General features: G+C 44.5%; 15 protein-coding genes and 1 tRNA gene. 9 read left to right on the plus strand and 7 right to left on the minus strand.

The genetic code is table 11. From position 1 onward, the window contains the following. The first annotated feature begins 295 nt into the window (after window positions 1–295). Window positions 296–793, plus strand: coding sequence for an HNH endonuclease (locus tag IM500_RS05840; protein ID WP_012268298.1), 498 nt, complete (start codon window positions 296–298; stop codon window positions 791–793). Here the strand turns inward: IM500_RS05840 and IM500_RS05845 are convergent. From IM500_RS05845 to IM500_RS05855, 3 genes are all read right to left on the minus strand, one after another. Then, window positions 790–1,143 (minus strand): hypothetical protein, encoded by a 354-nt coding sequence (locus IM500_RS05845; RefSeq protein ID WP_194013642.1) that lies wholly within the window; start codon window positions 1,141–1,143, stop codon window positions 790–792. The two genes, IM500_RS05840 and IM500_RS05845, sit on opposite strands and share 4 nt — an antisense overlap. Window positions 1,144–1,233: 90 nt before the next feature. Continuing rightward, a complete protein-coding gene (hypD, locus tag IM500_RS05850; RefSeq protein WP_190720801.1) occupies window positions 1,234–2,343 on the minus strand; it encodes a hydrogenase formation protein HypD in 1,110 nt (369 codons plus the stop codon). Window positions 2,344–2,458: 115 nt separating this feature from the next. Continuing rightward, the gene (locus tag IM500_RS05855; protein ID WP_158201891.1) at window positions 2,459–2,722 is read right to left on the minus strand and encodes a HypC/HybG/HupF family hydrogenase formation chaperone; all 264 of its coding nucleotides are present in this window, start codon (window positions 2,720–2,722) and stop codon (window positions 2,459–2,461) included. A 404-nt stretch (window positions 2,723–3,126) separates the two neighbouring features. Between IM500_RS05855 and IM500_RS05860 the strand changes: the two genes are divergently transcribed. The 3 genes from IM500_RS05860 to IM500_RS05870 all read left to right on the plus strand — a co-directional run bounded on the left by IM500_RS05860 (window position 3,127) and on the right by IM500_RS05870 (window position 8,764). Beyond that, window positions 3,127–5,028 (plus strand): thiamine pyrophosphate-binding protein, encoded by a 1,902-nt coding sequence (locus tag IM500_RS05860; protein WP_287737960.1) that lies wholly within the window; start codon window positions 3,127–3,129, stop codon window positions 5,026–5,028. 419 nt (window positions 5,029–5,447) lie between these two features. After that, entirely contained in the window at window positions 5,448–8,066 is a 2,619-nt protein-coding gene (clpB, locus tag IM500_RS05865) for an ATP-dependent chaperone ClpB (RefSeq protein WP_190720810.1), read from the plus strand. 65 nt (window positions 8,067–8,131) lie between these two features. Then, entirely contained in the window at window positions 8,132–8,764 is a 633-nt protein-coding gene (locus IM500_RS05870; protein ID WP_287737962.1) for a Uma2 family endonuclease, read from the plus strand. Window positions 8,765–8,865: 101 nt separating this feature from the next. Here the strand turns inward: IM500_RS05870 and IM500_RS05875 are convergent. Further along, a tRNA-Leu gene (locus IM500_RS05875) sits at window positions 8,866–8,946 on the minus strand. 73 nt (window positions 8,947–9,019) lie between these two features. Between IM500_RS05875 and lgt the strand changes: the two genes are divergently transcribed. Both lgt and IM500_RS05885 read left to right on the plus strand, forming a co-directional pair. After that, entirely contained in the window at window positions 9,020–9,871 is an 852-nt protein-coding gene (gene lgt / locus IM500_RS05880; protein WP_287737963.1) for a prolipoprotein diacylglyceryl transferase, read from the plus strand. Window positions 9,872–9,883: 12 nt separating this feature from the next. After that, a complete protein-coding gene (locus IM500_RS05885; RefSeq protein WP_002757675.1) occupies window positions 9,884–10,834 on the plus strand; it encodes a branched-chain amino acid ABC transporter permease in 951 nt (316 codons plus the stop codon). Window positions 10,835–10,840: 6 nt separating this feature from the next. On the opposite strand, the gene IM500_RS05890 is transcribed toward IM500_RS05885, so the two are convergent. The 3 genes from IM500_RS05890 to IM500_RS05900 all read right to left on the minus strand — a co-directional run bounded on the left by IM500_RS05890 (window position 10,841) and on the right by IM500_RS05900 (window position 13,267). Continuing rightward, window positions 10,841–11,839, minus strand: a complete 999-nt coding sequence (locus IM500_RS05890; protein ID WP_190721473.1) for a Gfo/Idh/MocA family protein — start codon at window positions 11,837–11,839, stop codon at window positions 10,841–10,843. Window positions 11,840–12,054: 215 nt separating this feature from the next. Continuing rightward, a complete protein-coding gene (locus IM500_RS05895; RefSeq protein ID WP_045356513.1) occupies window positions 12,055–12,330 on the minus strand; it encodes a hypothetical protein in 276 nt (91 codons plus the stop codon). Window positions 12,331–12,706: 376 nt separating this feature from the next. Further along, entirely contained in the window at window positions 12,707–13,267 is a 561-nt protein-coding gene (locus tag IM500_RS05900; protein WP_190721472.1) for a DciA family protein, read from the minus strand. 79 nt (window positions 13,268–13,346) lie between these two features. Here IM500_RS05900 and IM500_RS05905 point away from each other — a divergent pair, with 79 nt between their 5' ends. The 3 genes from IM500_RS05905 (at window position 13,347) to IM500_RS05915 (ending at window position 15,904) form a co-directional block, all read left to right on the plus strand. Continuing rightward, window positions 13,347–14,237 carry a hypothetical protein gene (locus IM500_RS05905; RefSeq protein WP_190721471.1) on the plus strand — a complete coding sequence of 297 codons (891 nt, stop codon included), beginning with the start codon at window positions 13,347–13,349 and terminating at the stop codon, window positions 14,235–14,237. A 22-nt stretch (window positions 14,238–14,259) separates the two neighbouring features. Then, window positions 14,260–14,916: a PspA/IM30 family protein gene (locus IM500_RS05910; protein WP_190721470.1), complete on the plus strand. Its 657-nt coding sequence runs from the start codon at window positions 14,260–14,262 to the stop codon at window positions 14,914–14,916. A 214-nt stretch (window positions 14,917–15,130) separates the two neighbouring features. After that, the gene (locus tag IM500_RS05915) at window positions 15,131–15,904 is read left to right on the plus strand and encodes a PspA/IM30 family protein (protein ID WP_190721468.1); all 774 of its coding nucleotides are present in this window, start codon (window positions 15,131–15,133) and stop codon (window positions 15,902–15,904) included. The last annotated feature ends 394 nt before the right edge of the window (window positions 15,905–16,298 follow it).

The following is a 16,298-nucleotide window of genomic DNA, read 5'->3' on the forward strand; positions in this document are numbered from 1 at the left end:
AATAGGGCAATAGATTTCGGCTTAAAGTCTTAGATTATAGAATTTATAGCATTTTTCTAATACACCAAATTAGCTGAAACAGTCCAGTAGGGTGCGTTAGCCAAAGCGTAACGCACCAATTTAATAATCAAGTTGGTGCGTGGGGTGCGGATTGTTAATTTGTTTTTTTGTCAGAGATTATCGCCGCAAACACGCACCCTACCAGATCTATACTCAACGGATTTAGAATAATAGGTTCCCATCTCAGGGATCTGTGCTACCATTCGGGGTAAATTCAAGCGATCTCCAGACACCTATGAGCAAGGTTCTCGTGTTGAATGCCTCCTACGAACCGCTAAATATTACCAGTTGGCGGCGCGCGATCGTTTTATTGTTGAAAGGAAAAGCTGAATCCCTAGAACATAACGGAAAAGTGGTTTGTCGTGACTTACCCTTGCCTTCTGTTATCCGTCTTAGGCAATACGTCCGTGTTCCCTACAAGGAAATTCCTTTAACCCGTCGTAATATTCTCGAACGAGACCATCACACCTGTCAATACTGTCTCTACCGAGGTGAACAATTAACCATCGATCATGTGATTCCCCGTTCTCGCGGAGGGGGTGATACCTGGGAGAATTTAGTGGCGGCTTGTGTGCGTTGTAATGTGCATAAGGGCAATCGTACACCAAAAGAGGCCAATATGTCCCTGCACGCCCAACCGCGTCGTCCCTACAGCAGTCTCCACTTTGAGCTATTAAAGCACACCAGGGAGAATCACAATCACGAATGGCGTAAATATGTCATCGGTATTTAGGGTGAGAAGGGCATGGTGAAACCAAGACCAAAATTGATTCCCATGCCATTATTATTAGTCTGGGTGCGAGGATTGGCAACTCCCGTGCCTAGATAAACCGAACAACCAGGACAGGGGGAATTGACTCGGTAGCGCACCGCCATGGGATCATTGGGATCGGTGATGGTTACTCCCTGATGGTTTAAATCTTTAATTAGATTGGTGACGGGTTTGAAAAAATCGGCGCTGGGGGGTTGACTTGGTTGCAGTTCTAGGGTTTGTTCTTGGGAAGCAAGAACAATTTCCGAAGCGATAACTAGCAGTAGAGAGGTGGTTAAGCCAAATAAACCCAGATTATTTTTGATCTTCATCTTTTTTATCACCGAGAGATTGTTAATTTCTTCTGGTGATAATTCTAGCGTTTCCTCACCGGAAAGGAACCTAATCAGTAAAAAAATTTACTAATTTCTACCATACTTATAATAAGCGGCACAAGCACCTTCACTAGAAACCATACAAGTGCCGATGGGATGTTCGGGAGTACAAGCAGTCCCAAATACTTTACATTCCCAGGGTTTTAAAACACCTTTAAGAATTTCGCCACACTGACAAGCTTTGTGATCTTTAACGCGCTGATTGGGTAAGGTAAATTTCTTCTCCGCATCAAAATTACTGTACTCATCTCGCAGTTTTAACCCTCCTTGAGCAATTTCTCCTAAACCTCGCCATTCAAACTGATCCCGCAGTTCAAAAACTTGGTCGATTGCCGATAAAGCGACTCTATTTCCTTGATTTTGTACCACTCGATCGTACTGATTTTCGATCTCACATCTCTGCTCATCTAATTGTTTTAATACCATCCAAATTGATTGCAGAATATCCAAAGGTTCAAACCCAGAAACTACCACAGGTTTATGATATTCTTGGGCAATAACTTGATAGGGTTCTGTGCCAATTACCATGCTAACATGACCGGGACCAACAAAACCGTCTAACTGTAGATCCGGGTTATCTAACAAGGCTTTCAGAGCGGGAATAATCACCACATGATTAGAAAATAAACTAAAATTAGTGACACCATCTCTTTGCGCTTCTAAAACGGTTAAAGCTGTGCTAGGAACGGTTGTTTCAAAACCTAAGGCTAGAAATATTACTTCTTTATCGAGATTTTCTCTGGCAATTTTTAAGGCATCGCGAGGAGAATAAACCATGCGAATATCATCACCTTTTGCTCGTGCTTGCAGCAGACTCAAATGGGAACCGGGGACACGCATAGTATCGCCAAAAGTTGTCAGAATTACGTTCGGTTGTTGTGCGAGAAAAATGGCATCATCTAAACGACCTCGCGGCATTACACAAACGGGACATCCAGGACCATGAATTAATTCGATAGTTTCCGGAAGTATTGCCTCGATACCGTATCTAAAAATTGAGTGGGTATGACCTCCACAAACCTCCATAATTTTAGTAACTTTTTGCCGTTTTTCAGAGATTCTTATCGATAATTGTTCAATTTGTTGAATTAATCCTGCCGCTTTAACTGGATCACGAAATTCGTCAACGTATTTCATAGTTTATCTCCTTTAATTATAATTTTTAGCTGTCGGTCGTCAGTAATAATGCCGTAATTTACATTTCTTAGAGATAGACAACAGCATTAATTTATGGGTGACTACTTTAAGAACATTAATTATGATTAAATTCTGCCTCTAATTCCACTAATTGTGTTAATAAATTTAAGGTTTCTTGCGCCTCATCTTCATCGATTCGATTCATGGCAAAACCCACATGAACTAATACCCAATCCCCTACACAAGTATTAGCGGGATGGTCTTCATCAACAATACAAGCGATATTTACTTCTCTTTTTACACCCCCCACATCGACGAGAGCGAGATGATGGTTTTCATCAATAATTGCCGTAATTTGTCCCGGTATGCCTAAACACATAGTTTTTACCTTAAATCTAGTTTTTGTTAATTATGCGCCGATTTTTGGGCTAGAGATTGCATTAATATCAACTGACAGCCCTTCTCATAAAGATGAAGTATAACCTAATTTGATATTGACGACCTACGACCGCCTCCCGAAAAGGAAAACCGAGTCAAAGGTTATCCTTTTTACTTGGTCTTAGCTGCCATTCTGGACTATTGCCCTCAAGAACAGCTTTTTTTCCCGTATCTTTTTTAAGATTTCCCCTGTCCCGGACCGTGGACAGTATCCCAGCAAGGGTAAAACTTTTGTATTAGGGACTACACCTATGATAAGAAATTATTCAATCAATCGATCGGGTGACATTCTAGGCTATGATTTCCCTGACTATAGTTATTTCTCTACATTAAGGAAAATCGACAATGACAGCCTTTCCCATCGATTTGAGCGCCTATAAACCCATCAGTCTCGACCCCAGTAACCCCACCCTCACCGACGAGCAAAGAAGCGCCCTAAAAGCCAATATCCAACTCTGTCGCGATGCTATCATCTTTTTTACTGCCACGGGTGCAGCCCGGGGTGTGGGTGGACACACCGGCGGCCCCTACGATACCGTCCCGGAAGTGGTGATTCTCGATGCTCTTTTCCGCAGTCAACCTAGTCAATTTGTACCAATTTTCTTCGATGAAGCGGGACACCGCGTCGGTACTCAATATCTCATGTCTGCGTTAGAAGGTTCTTTACCCCCAGAACAATTAATGCACTACCGCGAGGCTAATTCTAAACTCCCCGGACACCCGGAATTAGGATTAACCCCCGGCGTAAAATTTAGTTCTGGCCGTTTAGGACATATGTGGCCCTACGTTAACGGTGTCGCTTTAGCTAACCCCGGAAAAACCGTTTTTTGTTTAGGTTCCGATGGTTCTCAACAGGAAGGCAATGACGCGGAAGCTGCCCGTTTAGCCGTGGCTCAACACATCAATGTTAAGCTGATTATTGATGATAATGATGTGACGATTGCTGGTAATCCTTCCAAATATTTACCCGGTTATGATGTGGCCAAAACTCTCGTTGGCCATGGTCTAAAAGTGTTAGTGGGAGATGGGGAAGATATCGATAGTTTGTATCGCAATATCTGTGAAGCAATTAATACTCCTGGCCCGATTGCGATTATTAATAAACGTCCCATGTGTCCCGGTATTGAAGGTTTAGAAGGTTCTAACCACGGTCATGATGTGATTTCTGTCCCCTTGGCTTTGAAATATTTAGAGGCAAAAGGACACAGTGCCGCCGTGGAATATCTCAACAGTATTAAGAAGCCTTCTAATGACTATAAATTCCTCGGTTCTGGGGATAAATGGGGTTCTAACCGCAACGTTTTCGGCGAAGCAGTAGTCAGTCTTTTAGGCAAAATGAGCGAGGAAGAACGCAAGGCTAAGGTATTAGTAGTAGATAGCGATTTAGAGGGTTCCTGCGGTCTGAAAATTATCCACGATAAACATCCCGAAGTGTTTATTCCTTCCGGTATTATGGAACGGGGCAATCTTTCGGCAGCCGCCGGTTTTGGTATGGAAAAAGGTAAACAGGGAATTTTCGCCACCTTTGCCGCTTTTCTAGAAATGTGTATTTCTGAAATCACCATGGCGCGTTTGAATTATTCTAATCTTTTATGTCATTTTTCCCATTCCGGTATCGATGACATGGCGGATAATACCTGTCACTTTGGTTTGAATAATTTCTTTGCCGACAATGGACTGGATGACGGTTACGAAACCCGTCTTTATTTCCCGGCCGATGCGGCACAAATGACCGCTTGTGTCGAGGCAACTTTCCATCAACCCGGTTTACGTTTTATCTTCTCGACTCGTTCTAAAACTCCCAATATTCTTGATACTAACGGTCATAATTTCTTTGGCGATGGTTACACCTTTGTCCCCGGAAAAGATGAAGTAATTCGGGAAGGCACTGCCGGTTATATCATCAGCTTTGGAGATGGTTTATACCGCGCTTTAGATGCAGTGGAACGCTTAAAACAAGAAGGTATTGACGTGGGTTTAATTAATAAACCGACTCTCAATGTAGTGGATGAAGAAATTATCGCTAAAGTTGGTAATTCTCCCTTTGTTTTAGTGGTAGAAGCATTTAACCGTCGCACAGGTTTAGGTAGCCGTTATGGTTCTTGGTTACTCGAACGCGGTTTAACTCCTAAATACGCCTACATCGGTACTCACCATGAAGGTTGTGGCGGTTTATGGGAACAATTCCCCCACCAAGGTATTGACCCAGTTGGTATCATTAGTAAAGTTAAATCTTTAATCGCTTAGAGAGTATTTTAGGGGGGAATTAATCAGTCATCAGTTATCAGTAATCAGTTATCAGAACGTAGGTTGGGTTGAAGCATGAAACCCAACGCCTGCATCGGTTACGCTACCGCTAACCCATCCTACAAATAATTGTGCCTCCCTACTTAGGTTTTAGATTCGGCCCTTGTAAACAGTCATCAGTAATCAGTAATCACTGGACATCTTTAATAATTAAGATTTTAGCTTGGTTGAGAGATTGAACATTTGTACTAAAATTTCCCAGAAGCAGTTTAAATCCATTACAGCTGATCAACTTTAGCGGCTTAAATCGCACCATTGAGGGGAAATCCCCCTTAACTAGGTACGGTAAGCCCCTAGAAGCCAACAAACCGGTCAATCTAGAATAGTCTCAAGGGTATAAAAGTAATCTCTTATAGAAAATGCAGCCAACCAATCCACAACAATTTACGGAAAAAGCTTGGGAGGCAATCGTCAAAACGCCGGACATTGCCAAACAGAACAGCCAGCAACAAATTGAAAGCGAACATCTAATGAAAGCCCTACTGGAACAGGAGGGATTAGCGGGCAGTGTCTTTAGTAAAGCTAATATTAGTCTAGCCCGTTTGCGGGATCGAACCGATGATTTTATCCGTCGTCAACCGAAAATCTCTAACCCCGGCGACTCGATTTATTTAGGTCGTGGTTTAGATAGTTTACTCGATCGAGCAGAAAATTATCGCCGAGAATTTGGAGATGACTTTATCTCGATCGAGCATTTGATTTTAGGTTACGCTAAAGATGATCGCTTCGGTAAAAATATTTTTCAAGAATTCGGACTTACCGAAAACAAACTCAAGGAAATTATTCAACAAGTCAGAGGTAGTCAAAAAGTGACCGATCAGAATCCAGAAGGCAAATATGAGGCCCTAGCAAAATACGGACGGGATCTCACCCAATTGGCACGGGAAGGTAAATTAGACCCCGTAATTGGACGGGATGACGAAATCCGTCGCACCATTCAGATCCTCTCGCGTCGGACTAAAAATAACCCAGTTTTAATCGGGGAACCGGGAGTAGGAAAAACAGCCATTGTCGAAGGATTAGCCCAGCGGATTATTAACCGTGATGTGCCAGAATCTCTGTTAGATCGGACTCTCATTTCTCTCGATTTAGGTGGCTTAATTGCGGGAGCAAAATATCGCGGAGAATTTGAGGAAAGATTAAAAGCTGTCCTCAAAGAAGTAACCGATTCCCAAGGCAATATCATCATGTTTATTGATGAAATTCATACCGTTGTCGGTGCGGGAGCCACTCAAGGGGCAATGGATGCGGGCAATTTATTAAAACCAATGTTAGCCCGGGGTGAATTGCATTGTATTGGGGCCACTACCCTCGATGAATACCGCAAATATATCGAAAAAGATGCGGCATTAGAAAGACGCTTCCAAGAGGTTTTAGTGGATGAACCAAATGTGGTCGATACTATTTCGATTCTTCGCGGTCTCAAAGAACGTTATGAGGTGCATCATGGGGTGAAAATTGCCGATAATGCTTTAGTGGCAGCGGCACTGCTTTCTAATCGTTATATTAGCGATCGCTTTTTGCCCGATAAGGCCATTGATTTAGTTGATGAAGCGGCGGCCAAATTGAAGATGGAAATCACTTCCAAACCGGAAGAACTCGATGAAATTGATCGCAAAATTCTCCAGTTAGAAATGGAAAGACTTTCTCTACAAAGGGAATACGATCCAGCTTCGCGAGAACGGTTAGAAAAGTTAGAAAAAGAACTGGCTAACCTCAAGGAAGAACAATCGGGATTAAATGCCCAATGGCAAGGGGAAAAAGAGATTATCGATCAAGTTCGTGGGGTTAAAGAAGCGATCGAACAAGTTAATCTAGAAATTCAACAGGCCGAACGAGATTATGATTATAATCGCGCCGCGGAATTAAAGTTCGGAAAATTAACCGATCTGCAGCGGCAAATGTCCGCCCTAGAAACTCAATTGGCCGACAAACAAACCACCGGTAAAAGTTTATTAAGGGAAGAAGTTCTCGAATCGGATATCGCCGAAATTATCTCGAAATGGACGGGAATTCCTCTCAATAAATTAATCGAATCGGAAAAAGAAAAACTCCTCAATCTGGAAGAGGAATTACACGAAAGTGTCATCGGTCAAGAGGAAGCGGTCACAGCCGTAGCCGAAGCGATTCAACGTTCCCGCGCCGGTTTATCGGATCCCCACCGTCCCACGGCCAGCTTTATTTTCCTCGGTCCGACGGGTGTTGGCAAGACAGAATTGGCGAAAGCTTTAGCGCGCAATCTCTTTGACACCGAAGAGGCTCTAGTTCGCATCGATATGTCGGAATACATGGAAAAACACAGCGTTTCCCGTCTCATGGGTGCGCCTCCGGGATACGTCGGCTACGATGAAGGGGGACAATTAACCGAGGCAATCCGGCGTCGTCCCTACTCTGTCATCCTCTTTGATGAGATTGAAAAAGCCCATCCCGACGTTTTTAACGTTATGTTACAAATCCTTGACGATGGGCGCTTAACCGACTCTCAAGGTCATCTGGTTGATTTCAAAAATACCATCATTATTATGACCAGTAATATCGGTTCTCAATACATTTTAGACGTGGCTGGTGATGAGTCTCGTTACGAGGAAATGCAGGCGCGGGTGATGGAAGCAATGCGGAATAGTTTCCGTCCCGAATTCCTCAATCGTATCGATGAAACGATCATTTTCCATAGTTTACAAAAAGCGCAACTGCGATCGATTGTCAAACTACAGGTAGCCAATCTCAGTGATCGCTTGATGGAACAAAAATTAGCCCTGAAACTTGCCGATATTGCCCTCGATTATCTAGCAGAAATTGGTCACGATCCAGTGTACGGTGCGCGACCCTTAAAACGGGCAGTACAAAGATATGTGGAAACTCCGATCGCTAAGGCAATTCTGCGCGGCGAATTCAAAGGGGGAGACACGATTTTTGTCGATGTGGCCGATGAAAGATTGACCTTTAAACGGTTAGCTTCCCCGGTAGTAACTGCTTAATTAGCAAGGGTGGGCAATGCTCACCCTTTGATTATTATGGAAGCAGGGGATTTTTGCTTGAATCTATGACTGTAACACTGCTCGCACCACCGGCTGAAATAATTCACCTGTCCGGGATTAGCTGGAAAACCTACGAAACGTTGCTCGCAGAAATGAGCGATCGCCGTCTCTGGCTGACCTACAATCGTGGCAATTTAGAAATCATGGCTCCTTCGACCGGACACGAATTTAGTAAAACACTCATCGGTCGCTTTGTCGAAACCCTAGCGGAAGAATCGCTAGTCCCGATTTATCCCCTCGGTTCTACCACCTTTAAACGCCCTCAATTAAGTGGTGCAGAACCAGATGAATGTTTTTACATTGATAATATTGAGGCGGTTCGGGGGAAAAAGCGACTGGACTTAAATGAAGACCCAGCACCGGATTTAGTCATAGAAATTGATGTCACCAGCAGTTCTCAAAATCGCCTTCAGGTTTATGCAGATCTAGGCGTGGCAGAGGTTTGGGTTTATAATGGGGAATCTCTGGTCATCCAACAATTACAACATGGCACTTATATCACCTCCCCAACCAGTCAATTTTTTATAAATATTCCTATTTCAGAGATTGCTATATTTTTACAACAAGCTGAAACATTGGATTACCTAGAGTTAGTCAAAGCATTTCGGAATTGGGTAAGAAGTCAGTTGAAAAAATAAATCTGAACCGGAGTCTCAAAAATGGAAATCAACAAGTTTCCCTTTTGGGTCGTCGCTCGTCAACGCCAAATCAGGTTACACTTCATCGACCCGAAGGTTAATGCGGATGGAGGGACTCGAACCCACACATCAAAGACACTAGAACCTAAATCTAGCGCGTCTACCAATTCCGCCACATCCGCAAATGTATCACCGTATTTGATCATAGCATAAGATACTATAGGAAAGATAAAATTTTTTATTCTTAATAATTTTATGCTCTTAGGTTTTGTCTTTCAGTCCCCCGGTCCCGTCCTCTGGGAGATCGGACCGATTTCGGTGCGCTGGTATGGATTTCTCATCGCTATGGCGGTATTATTGGGTGTCACCCTCTCCCAGTACCTAGCTCAAAAAAGAGCGATCAATCCCGATTTAATCGCTGATTTGGCCATTTGGTTAGTAGTGGGGGCTATACCTGCAGCCCGTCTGTACTATGTTCTCTTTCAGTGGCAAGAATACGCGCAAAATCCTGCTGATATTATCGCCATTTGGAAGGGAGGTATCGCTATTCACGGGGCAATTATCGGGGGTTTGCTGGCGTCCCTAATTTTTGCTCGCATTAATCGGGTTTCTCTTTGGCAATTACTCGATCTGGTGGCCCCCTCAGTTATTCTCGGTCAAGCGATTGGACGTTGGGGTAACTTTTTTAATTCGGAAGCTTTTGGCAGTCCGACTAATTTACCTTGGAAGTTGTTTATTCCTCCGGCTAGTCGTCCTTTAGAATATATCGCCGTCGATTATTTTCACCCCACCTTTCTCTACGAATCTCTCTGGAATCTGGCAGTTTTTGCCCTACTCATCTATCTATTTTTCTGGGGTTTAAAACAGCCCAGTAAATTAAAAATTGGCACCCTTACCCTAGTCTATTTTATCGCCTACAGTCTAGGTAGATTCTGGATTGAGGGACTACGCACCGATAGTTTAATGTTTGGGCTTTTGAAAATGGCGCAAATAATTAGTTTAGGAGCGATCGCTGTCGGTCTTTTCGGTTTATTCTGGTTATATAAACTGCAGCGTCCTTTACCTGATGTGGTGGCGACCGTCAGTTATAATCAAAAGTTACCCTAGCTAACCCTGACAATGGATCTAGTAACGATTTTTCAACAGGTTTTAAACGGTTTATCGATCGGTAGTGTCTATGCTATTTTTGCCCTCGGTTACACTTTGATTTTTTCCATTTTAGGGATTATCAATTTTGCCCATGGCGCAATTTTTACCCTCGGTGCCTATTTTACCTACGCTCTAGCGGGGGGAGTTTTCGGTTTTAATGGTTTATTGGCTAATGCCAAATTACCCTTTTCCCTGCCCTTTTTTTTGGCACTTTTGCTCGGCTGTATCCTTTCAGGTTTCACCTCGGTTCTTCTGGAAAGATTGGCCTTTAAACCTCTCCGGGTAAGGGGTTCCGATTCCCTCTTAACCTTGGTTTCTAGCCTAGGGGCAGCCGTGGTGATTGTCAATGTCATTCAATACTTATTCGGGGCAGAAATTTATACTTTTCCCGATGGTATTTATGGCAATCTTCCCCCCGCAATTAATTTCGGTACAGCCGATCGCCCCGTGGCAATTCGCACAATTCAGATTATTATTTTTCTGGTTTCAGCAGTTATGGTGGCTTTGCTAACTTATTGGGTTAATTTCACCAAAATGGGCAAAGCTTTACAAGCGGTAGCTGAAGATGTCACCACGGCCAGTTTGTTGGGGATCAATCCCGAAAAATTTATCGTGATTACCTTTTTTATTAGTGGTGCCTTGGCAGGTTTAGCAGGAACTTTAGTCGGTTCTAGTGTTAGTATCGCTGGCCCCTATTTCGGTATTGCTTTCGGATTAAAAGGTTTAGGAGTGATTGTTTTAGGGGGATTGGGAAGTATCCCCGGAGCAGTAATCGGTGGTTTATTATTGGGTATTGCCGAAGCTTTTGTTCCCGCAGAATATTCCGGTTATCGAGAGGCGATCGCTTTTGCTATTCTCTTTATTATGTTGTTAGTTCGTCCCCAGGGTTTACTAGGCAGAAAGTTAATTCAAAAAGTCTAATTCGGTTTAATTGTCTGCGAGAAAAACTGTTTTTCCCGACAAAGAAGATTGATAGGCAGCGTATGCCACTTCTAGGGCATAAAGACTGGCTTGGGGAGTAACATAAAGAGGAGACCGATCGAACAGATAATCTAGCACCATGGCGGTATCTTTGGCAAAAAGACCGCGACGGGTTTCCACTTCTAAAGCTTGGCTACCTTCACTATTAATTAACTGCCCTGTTTCCCCTTCAAAAATTAAGCTGCCCCCCTCGCCATGAATAGTGAAAGTTCGCTCATTTTGCCAAAAAACTTCGCCTTTACCGTAGGTAACTTCAGCAATTAAGCCATTTTTAAATAATAACTGCGCCTCACACAAACAGGCCAGAAAATAATCGGATTCCGGGGCATTCCAATAACGACAATGACAGGATACGGACTCCACTTCTCCAAATAAATTAGTAAAGCGATGGATACGAGAAAGGGCAGCGATCAAAGGAAAACCGAATAAATCCCGATGAAATGTCCAGCGCCGGGGTGCCGGTCTGCCGGGGGCGATCGTGGTATAACGGGCCAGGTGGATATTGCCGAGGCTGGCTAAATACTGCTGTTGGGTTTGATGCAGTCCCCCCAAAAGTTCAATATGTTCGACGTGCAGTAATTTGTTCTCGGTTTCGGCTAAGGTGATTAATTCTTCCGCCTCTTTCGGGTGAAAAGCTAGGGGATACTCGACGATAACGTGCTTACCGGATTTTAAGGCAGTACGGGCGATCGAGGCATGGGCCTGATTAACATTGGCAACGACAATCAGATCGAGATCGGGATGGCTGGCCAGGCTTACTGCCGAATCTAGGGCAGAAATTTGGTATTTTTGCGAGAAATTAGCGATCGATTCGGCACTATTACCGCTAACATACAGAAGCTGGGCGCGATCATCCGCTTGCAAGCTTTCAGCGCGACGTTGAGCGGCGAACCCTGTCCCAACTATACCAATTTTCAGGGGATGATTAGAAGTCATCGGGGGCATTCTGGCGACATTAATTATCGGGAAGTGGGGTGTGGGGTGTAGGGAGAATAAATAAAAATAATCTCCTGACTCCTGAATTCTGCCTTTCCTAGCTTTATCTTGGCAATTAACTGATCTATTATCTCAAAAATAGCACTCTAAAAGATGTGGGAGGGTGAATTCAAATTTTTAATGGACAACGCCAATTTTTTGCTCCTGTTTAGGCCCCAGATATTCTAAACCGCGATCGGTTGTCGGGGAGCATGACGACTAGGGGAAACCACCACGGGAGTTGGCGACACTGTACAGGTTAATTCTAGAGACTGTTCTAAACTAACCACCCGATTGAGTTGTTGCCATTCAGTACTAAAAGGAGGCATCGCTAAAGCGCAGGCTTTCCAATGAGCTTCGACGGGAACATCTAGTTGTTGACAAGTGCCACCGCGCCGACCTTGGGTTTGATAGTATCGGCAGTATCGACAGGAAGAGGTAAGAAAGTTTGCGGCTTGCATGGGTTGGCTTTAAAAGGAAGATGATTATAGGGAACTCAAGGGATGACTCTCTTTTCGCTCTGTGTAATATTGTCCTACCCTGTGCCAAGGGTATTTTCCTGACTACCACAGCTAGAACTGATATGCCATATAGTTTTTAGTGATCCCCAAAAAAAATTTTATTTTTAGAATCTTTTAATAGTTACTTTGCAAAAAGCAGCACTGTCTCAAAACTGAAGAGTTCAACTCAGTTGTGGCCGAGGTTATTGGGTCTAGTATCAGCAATAACAAAGCGGGGATCAAGCCTTAGCTCGATAGAATTGATGAATACAGGTTCAATTAAGACAGAAAAGATCGGCCAATTGATTGCTGACTCAAAACCACTCTTTCCACAATACTATAAAAAAATTGCATCTTTTACCCCGCCCGACTGGGCAAAACAAAAAGCACAACATTGCCAACGCTCAAGCTCTCCGGAGGGACTGGGAGACTGACAACGAGGGCAAATTGGCCAGGATCGGGTTCTATGACGTATTTTCTGGCTCCAAGTCTCTAAAATGTCCGGTTGCTGGGGATTTTCTGGCGGTTTTTCCGGGGTGACATAGCTAGGATGATCTCTGAGGGAATTAGGCGCGATCGCTTCTAGCGGAATTAACTGACTATCCTGCTGCCAACGGGCAGCAGAAAAGCGGATATCGCTCAAGGGAGTCTCTAACTGACTATTAAGCCGTTTTAATAAGCTATAGCGTTGTAAAGACAATTCCTGGGCTAAAGCGGCACTACTGGTAGCCACCGATAAAACCCCGCGATTGAGGGAAAAAGGCCGGGTTTGCTCCAGCAGACGGGGATTAATAATTTTTGGCCATAATTGCAGCACTTGATCATAGTGGCGATATTCTTCCCAACCCTCCTGTTGAGTAATAGCCGCCAAAATTTTGGCAAGAGAATGTAAAGACATAGGGAAAATCTAGAGAATACCACGTTAGACTAGGACGAAAAAACCTGCTAACTTTTCAGCATAACCTTATAATACCGTCATGAAATCCGATCGATCCCCATCCCCCCAAGATTCCCCTCTCTCGATCGTTCATCAACCCAGTTCAGCCATCGATCCCGCTCGGGAACCAGAATACCTAGAAGCTGCTGTCATTAACGTCTATCCCCAAGCTGAAGATCTCTTTTTTACCCCTTGGGGTATCCGGGCAATGGTGATCTTTTTAATTGCTAATAGTCTCCTCAGTCTCAATCAATGGTTAACCAATACTACCCCCACCCCGAGGAAAACTGAGAATTCCCCCCTCGAGCAGCGCCAAAATAACTCCCGCCACCTCGATCGATTGATAGCGATCGCTCGCCCAGTACAGAAAACTCCTCAAACCAGTCCGATCGTTAATATTCCCGCTCCTCCGGTTAAAACTAGCCCGATCGCTAACATTCCCGCCCCACCAGTGGTTCAGAGTCCCCCCACCGCTATCAATCTGACTAATGCCCTCTTACCCCCGAATCCGCCACCATCCCCAATGCCGGCCCATCAATTACCCGTCAGTAAGATCAAGCAATCTTTACCCGTCGCCCCCCCGGACCCCAGCACCCCTCCAGCATCTTCCCTAGTTTCCGCACCACCACCGCCACCGCCCCAAGTCACCCCCGCCCCCTCGACCGCGATCATTAACGAACGAATGTTGGAGGAATTGCGTCAAAGAGAAGAATCACCCGCTAATTTACCCTTTTTTCAACGGGAAAAAGCCCGTCGCTTGGCCAATCAAAACCGACAGGAGGCGGTGGAGTTAATGAAACAGTTACCGCCAGAATTACAAGCATCCCCTTCTCCCAGTAGTCCGGCACCTTCAGAAACAGCCGATCCCTCCCAGTCCCCCGTCCCTAGTTCTATCATTATTGATAGGAGCGGCACTTCGGTAAACTATTAGGGTTCCTATCGGGAGGACGGCAATGGGTTTGTTTGATCGCATGGGCCAAGCAATTCGCGCCCAAGTCAATAGTCTGATTCAGGAAAATCAAGATCCCGAAAAACTGCTGGAAAAGGCGATCTTGGCGATGGAAGGGGAATTGATGCAAATGCGACAAGCCCTGGCGGCAGCCGTCGCTACCCAGAAACGTACCGAGCGCCAACGACAACAACAGGAAAAAGCGGCCCAAACTTGGCACGAACGCGCCCAATTAGCCCTACATCACGGTAACGAGGAACTCGCCCGCCAAGCTCTCAGCCAATGGCAAACCTATCAAAGTCAGATCGCCCCCCTACAAACCTCCCTGCAACAACAGACGGCTATTATACAAAAGTTAAAGAAAGAACTCTTGACAATTGAACGCAAATATGCTGAGATGAAAGCACAGAAAAGCCTTTATCTGGCCAGATTGCGATCGGCGAGTGCCAGTCAAAAAGCCCAAGAAATTATGGGCAGTTTGAACAGCAGTCAGATGGGGACTATTTTCGAGAAATTAGAAGCAAAAGTCCTAGAAGCCGAATCCCAAGCCGATTTAATCCAGTATAAAGACCCCTTAGAGCGACAATTCCAAGATTTGGAGGGACAAAAACAAATTGAAGCGGAATTACTCAAGTTAAAACAAGAAAACTTGGATGGGTAATGTGGGAAGTGGGGTGTAGGGTGTGGGGTGTGGGGTGTGGGGTGTAGGGTGTGGGGTGTGGGGAGAAAAAAGCTGTCTCCTGACTCTTGACTCCTAACTCCTATCCCCTATCCTAGCTCTCGTGGTTTATATTAGAGAATAAGCCGTTAGGCAAGATAGGAAATTTTAAGAACAGTTAACTGATTTAGTACACACCGAGAGGAACAAGAGCGTCATGGGTTTATTCGATCGCCTTAGCCGAGTTGTCCGAGCTAACCTCAATGATATGGTGAGCAAGGCTGAAGATCCAGAAAAAATGCTGGAACAAGCTGTCAGTGATATGCAAGAGGATCTAGTACAGGTACGTCAAGCGGTCGCTAGAGCGATCGCCGAACAGCGACAAACGGAACAAAAATACAGCAAAGACCAGTCAGAAGCCAATAAATGGGAACAAAGAGCCAAATTAGCCCTTTCTAAAGGGGATGAAACTCTCGCCCGGGAAGCTCTTAAACGCAAGAAAGATTTCACGGAAACCGCCGCCATTCTCAAAAATCAACTGGATCAGCAAACGGTACAGGTAGAAAGTCTGAGAAAAAACTTGATTGCGCTCGAAAGTAAGATTTCTGAGGCAAAAACCAAGAAAAATATGTTAGTAGCTCGCTCCAGAGCCGCAAAAGCTAACGAAGAACTCCAAAAAACCCTCGGCAGTATCGATACCAGTAGTTCCATGTCCGCTTTTGAGCGCATGGAAGAAAAAGTTGTGCAGATAGAAGCCCGTAGTCAAGCGATCGGTGAATTGGGTGGCATCGGCATCGAAAATCAATTCGCTGCACTAGAATCGGGTAGCGATGTGGATGATGAATTAGCACTGCTAAAAGCACAAATGTCCGGGGGAGCATTACCTGGTACAGCTTCTAGTCAACCCACTTTACCCCAAGCAACCACCGTCAGGGATTCGGCAGTGGATGCGGAATTAGAGGAATTGCGATCGAAGTTAAAAGAACTGTAAAACTTTGAGAGCGTCGAGACGTACCATCTACGGTACGTCTCTATTTATTAACCCACATTCCGCACCCTCAACTGTCACCTAAGCTGTCCCCCTCCAGAAACTTGAGTAAAAATACTTAGCTGGTGAGGGTTTTCTCGGTGGCCGCTAGGGGGGTCTTGAGACCCCTAATTATGAAAAAATAGGAATTGTTGGAAAACTTAGGCGAGTGGACTGTTCGACCATGAATCATACTAAATCCGTTGGGCAGGGCTAGTAGAGCATCAATTTTGTTTTGAGGGATAAAAAAAGAGCTAATCTGGAAGAAGTTATCCAACTTCAGACAAAAAAATGCCGAAGAAAAAATATATTGTAGATCTAACAGACTCCGAAAGAACTGAACTCGAGCAGCTAACCA

The organism is Microcystis sp. M179S2 (genome assembly GCF_020245805.1).
Classification (GTDB): Bacteria; Cyanobacteriota; Cyanobacteriia; order Cyanobacteriales; family Microcystaceae; genus Microcystis; species Microcystis aeruginosa.

Excerpts from the sequence above, each read along its gene's own strand:
- IM500_RS05840 (WP_012268298.1), top strand. The coding sequence starts at position 296 with ATGAGCAAGGTTCTCGTGTTGAATGCCTCCTACGAACCGCTAAATATT.
- IM500_RS05845 (WP_194013642.1), bottom strand. The coding sequence starts at position 1,143 with ATGAAGATCAAAAATAATCTGGGTTTATTTGGCTTAACCACCTCTCTA.
- hypD (WP_190720801.1), bottom strand. The coding sequence starts at position 2,343 with ATGAAATACGTTGACGAATTTCGTGATCCAGTTAAAGCGGCAGGATTA.
- IM500_RS05855 (WP_158201891.1), bottom strand. The coding sequence starts at position 2,722 with ATGTGTTTAGGCATACCGGGACAAATTACGGCAATTATTGATGAAAAC.
- IM500_RS05860 (WP_287737960.1), top strand. The coding sequence starts at position 3,127 with ATGACAGCCTTTCCCATCGATTTGAGCGCCTATAAACCCATCAGTCTC.
- clpB (WP_190720810.1), top strand. The coding sequence starts at position 5,448 with ATGCAGCCAACCAATCCACAACAATTTACGGAAAAAGCTTGGGAGGCA.
- IM500_RS05870 (WP_287737962.1), top strand. The coding sequence starts at position 8,132 with ATGACTGTAACACTGCTCGCACCACCGGCTGAAATAATTCACCTGTCC.
- lgt (WP_287737963.1), top strand. The coding sequence starts at position 9,020 with ATGCTCTTAGGTTTTGTCTTTCAGTCCCCCGGTCCCGTCCTCTGGGAG.
- IM500_RS05885 (WP_002757675.1), top strand. The coding sequence starts at position 9,884 with ATGGATCTAGTAACGATTTTTCAACAGGTTTTAAACGGTTTATCGATC.
- IM500_RS05890 (WP_190721473.1), bottom strand. The coding sequence starts at position 11,839 with ATGCCCCCGATGACTTCTAATCATCCCCTGAAAATTGGTATAGTTGGG.
- IM500_RS05895 (WP_045356513.1), bottom strand. The coding sequence starts at position 12,330 with ATGCAAGCCGCAAACTTTCTTACCTCTTCCTGTCGATACTGCCGATAC.
- IM500_RS05900 (WP_190721472.1), bottom strand. The coding sequence starts at position 13,267 with ATGTCTTTACATTCTCTTGCCAAAATTTTGGCGGCTATTACTCAACAG.
- IM500_RS05905 (WP_190721471.1), top strand. The coding sequence starts at position 13,347 with ATGAAATCCGATCGATCCCCATCCCCCCAAGATTCCCCTCTCTCGATC.
- IM500_RS05910 (WP_190721470.1), top strand. The coding sequence starts at position 14,260 with ATGGGTTTGTTTGATCGCATGGGCCAAGCAATTCGCGCCCAAGTCAAT.
- IM500_RS05915 (WP_190721468.1), top strand. The coding sequence starts at position 15,131 with ATGGGTTTATTCGATCGCCTTAGCCGAGTTGTCCGAGCTAACCTCAAT.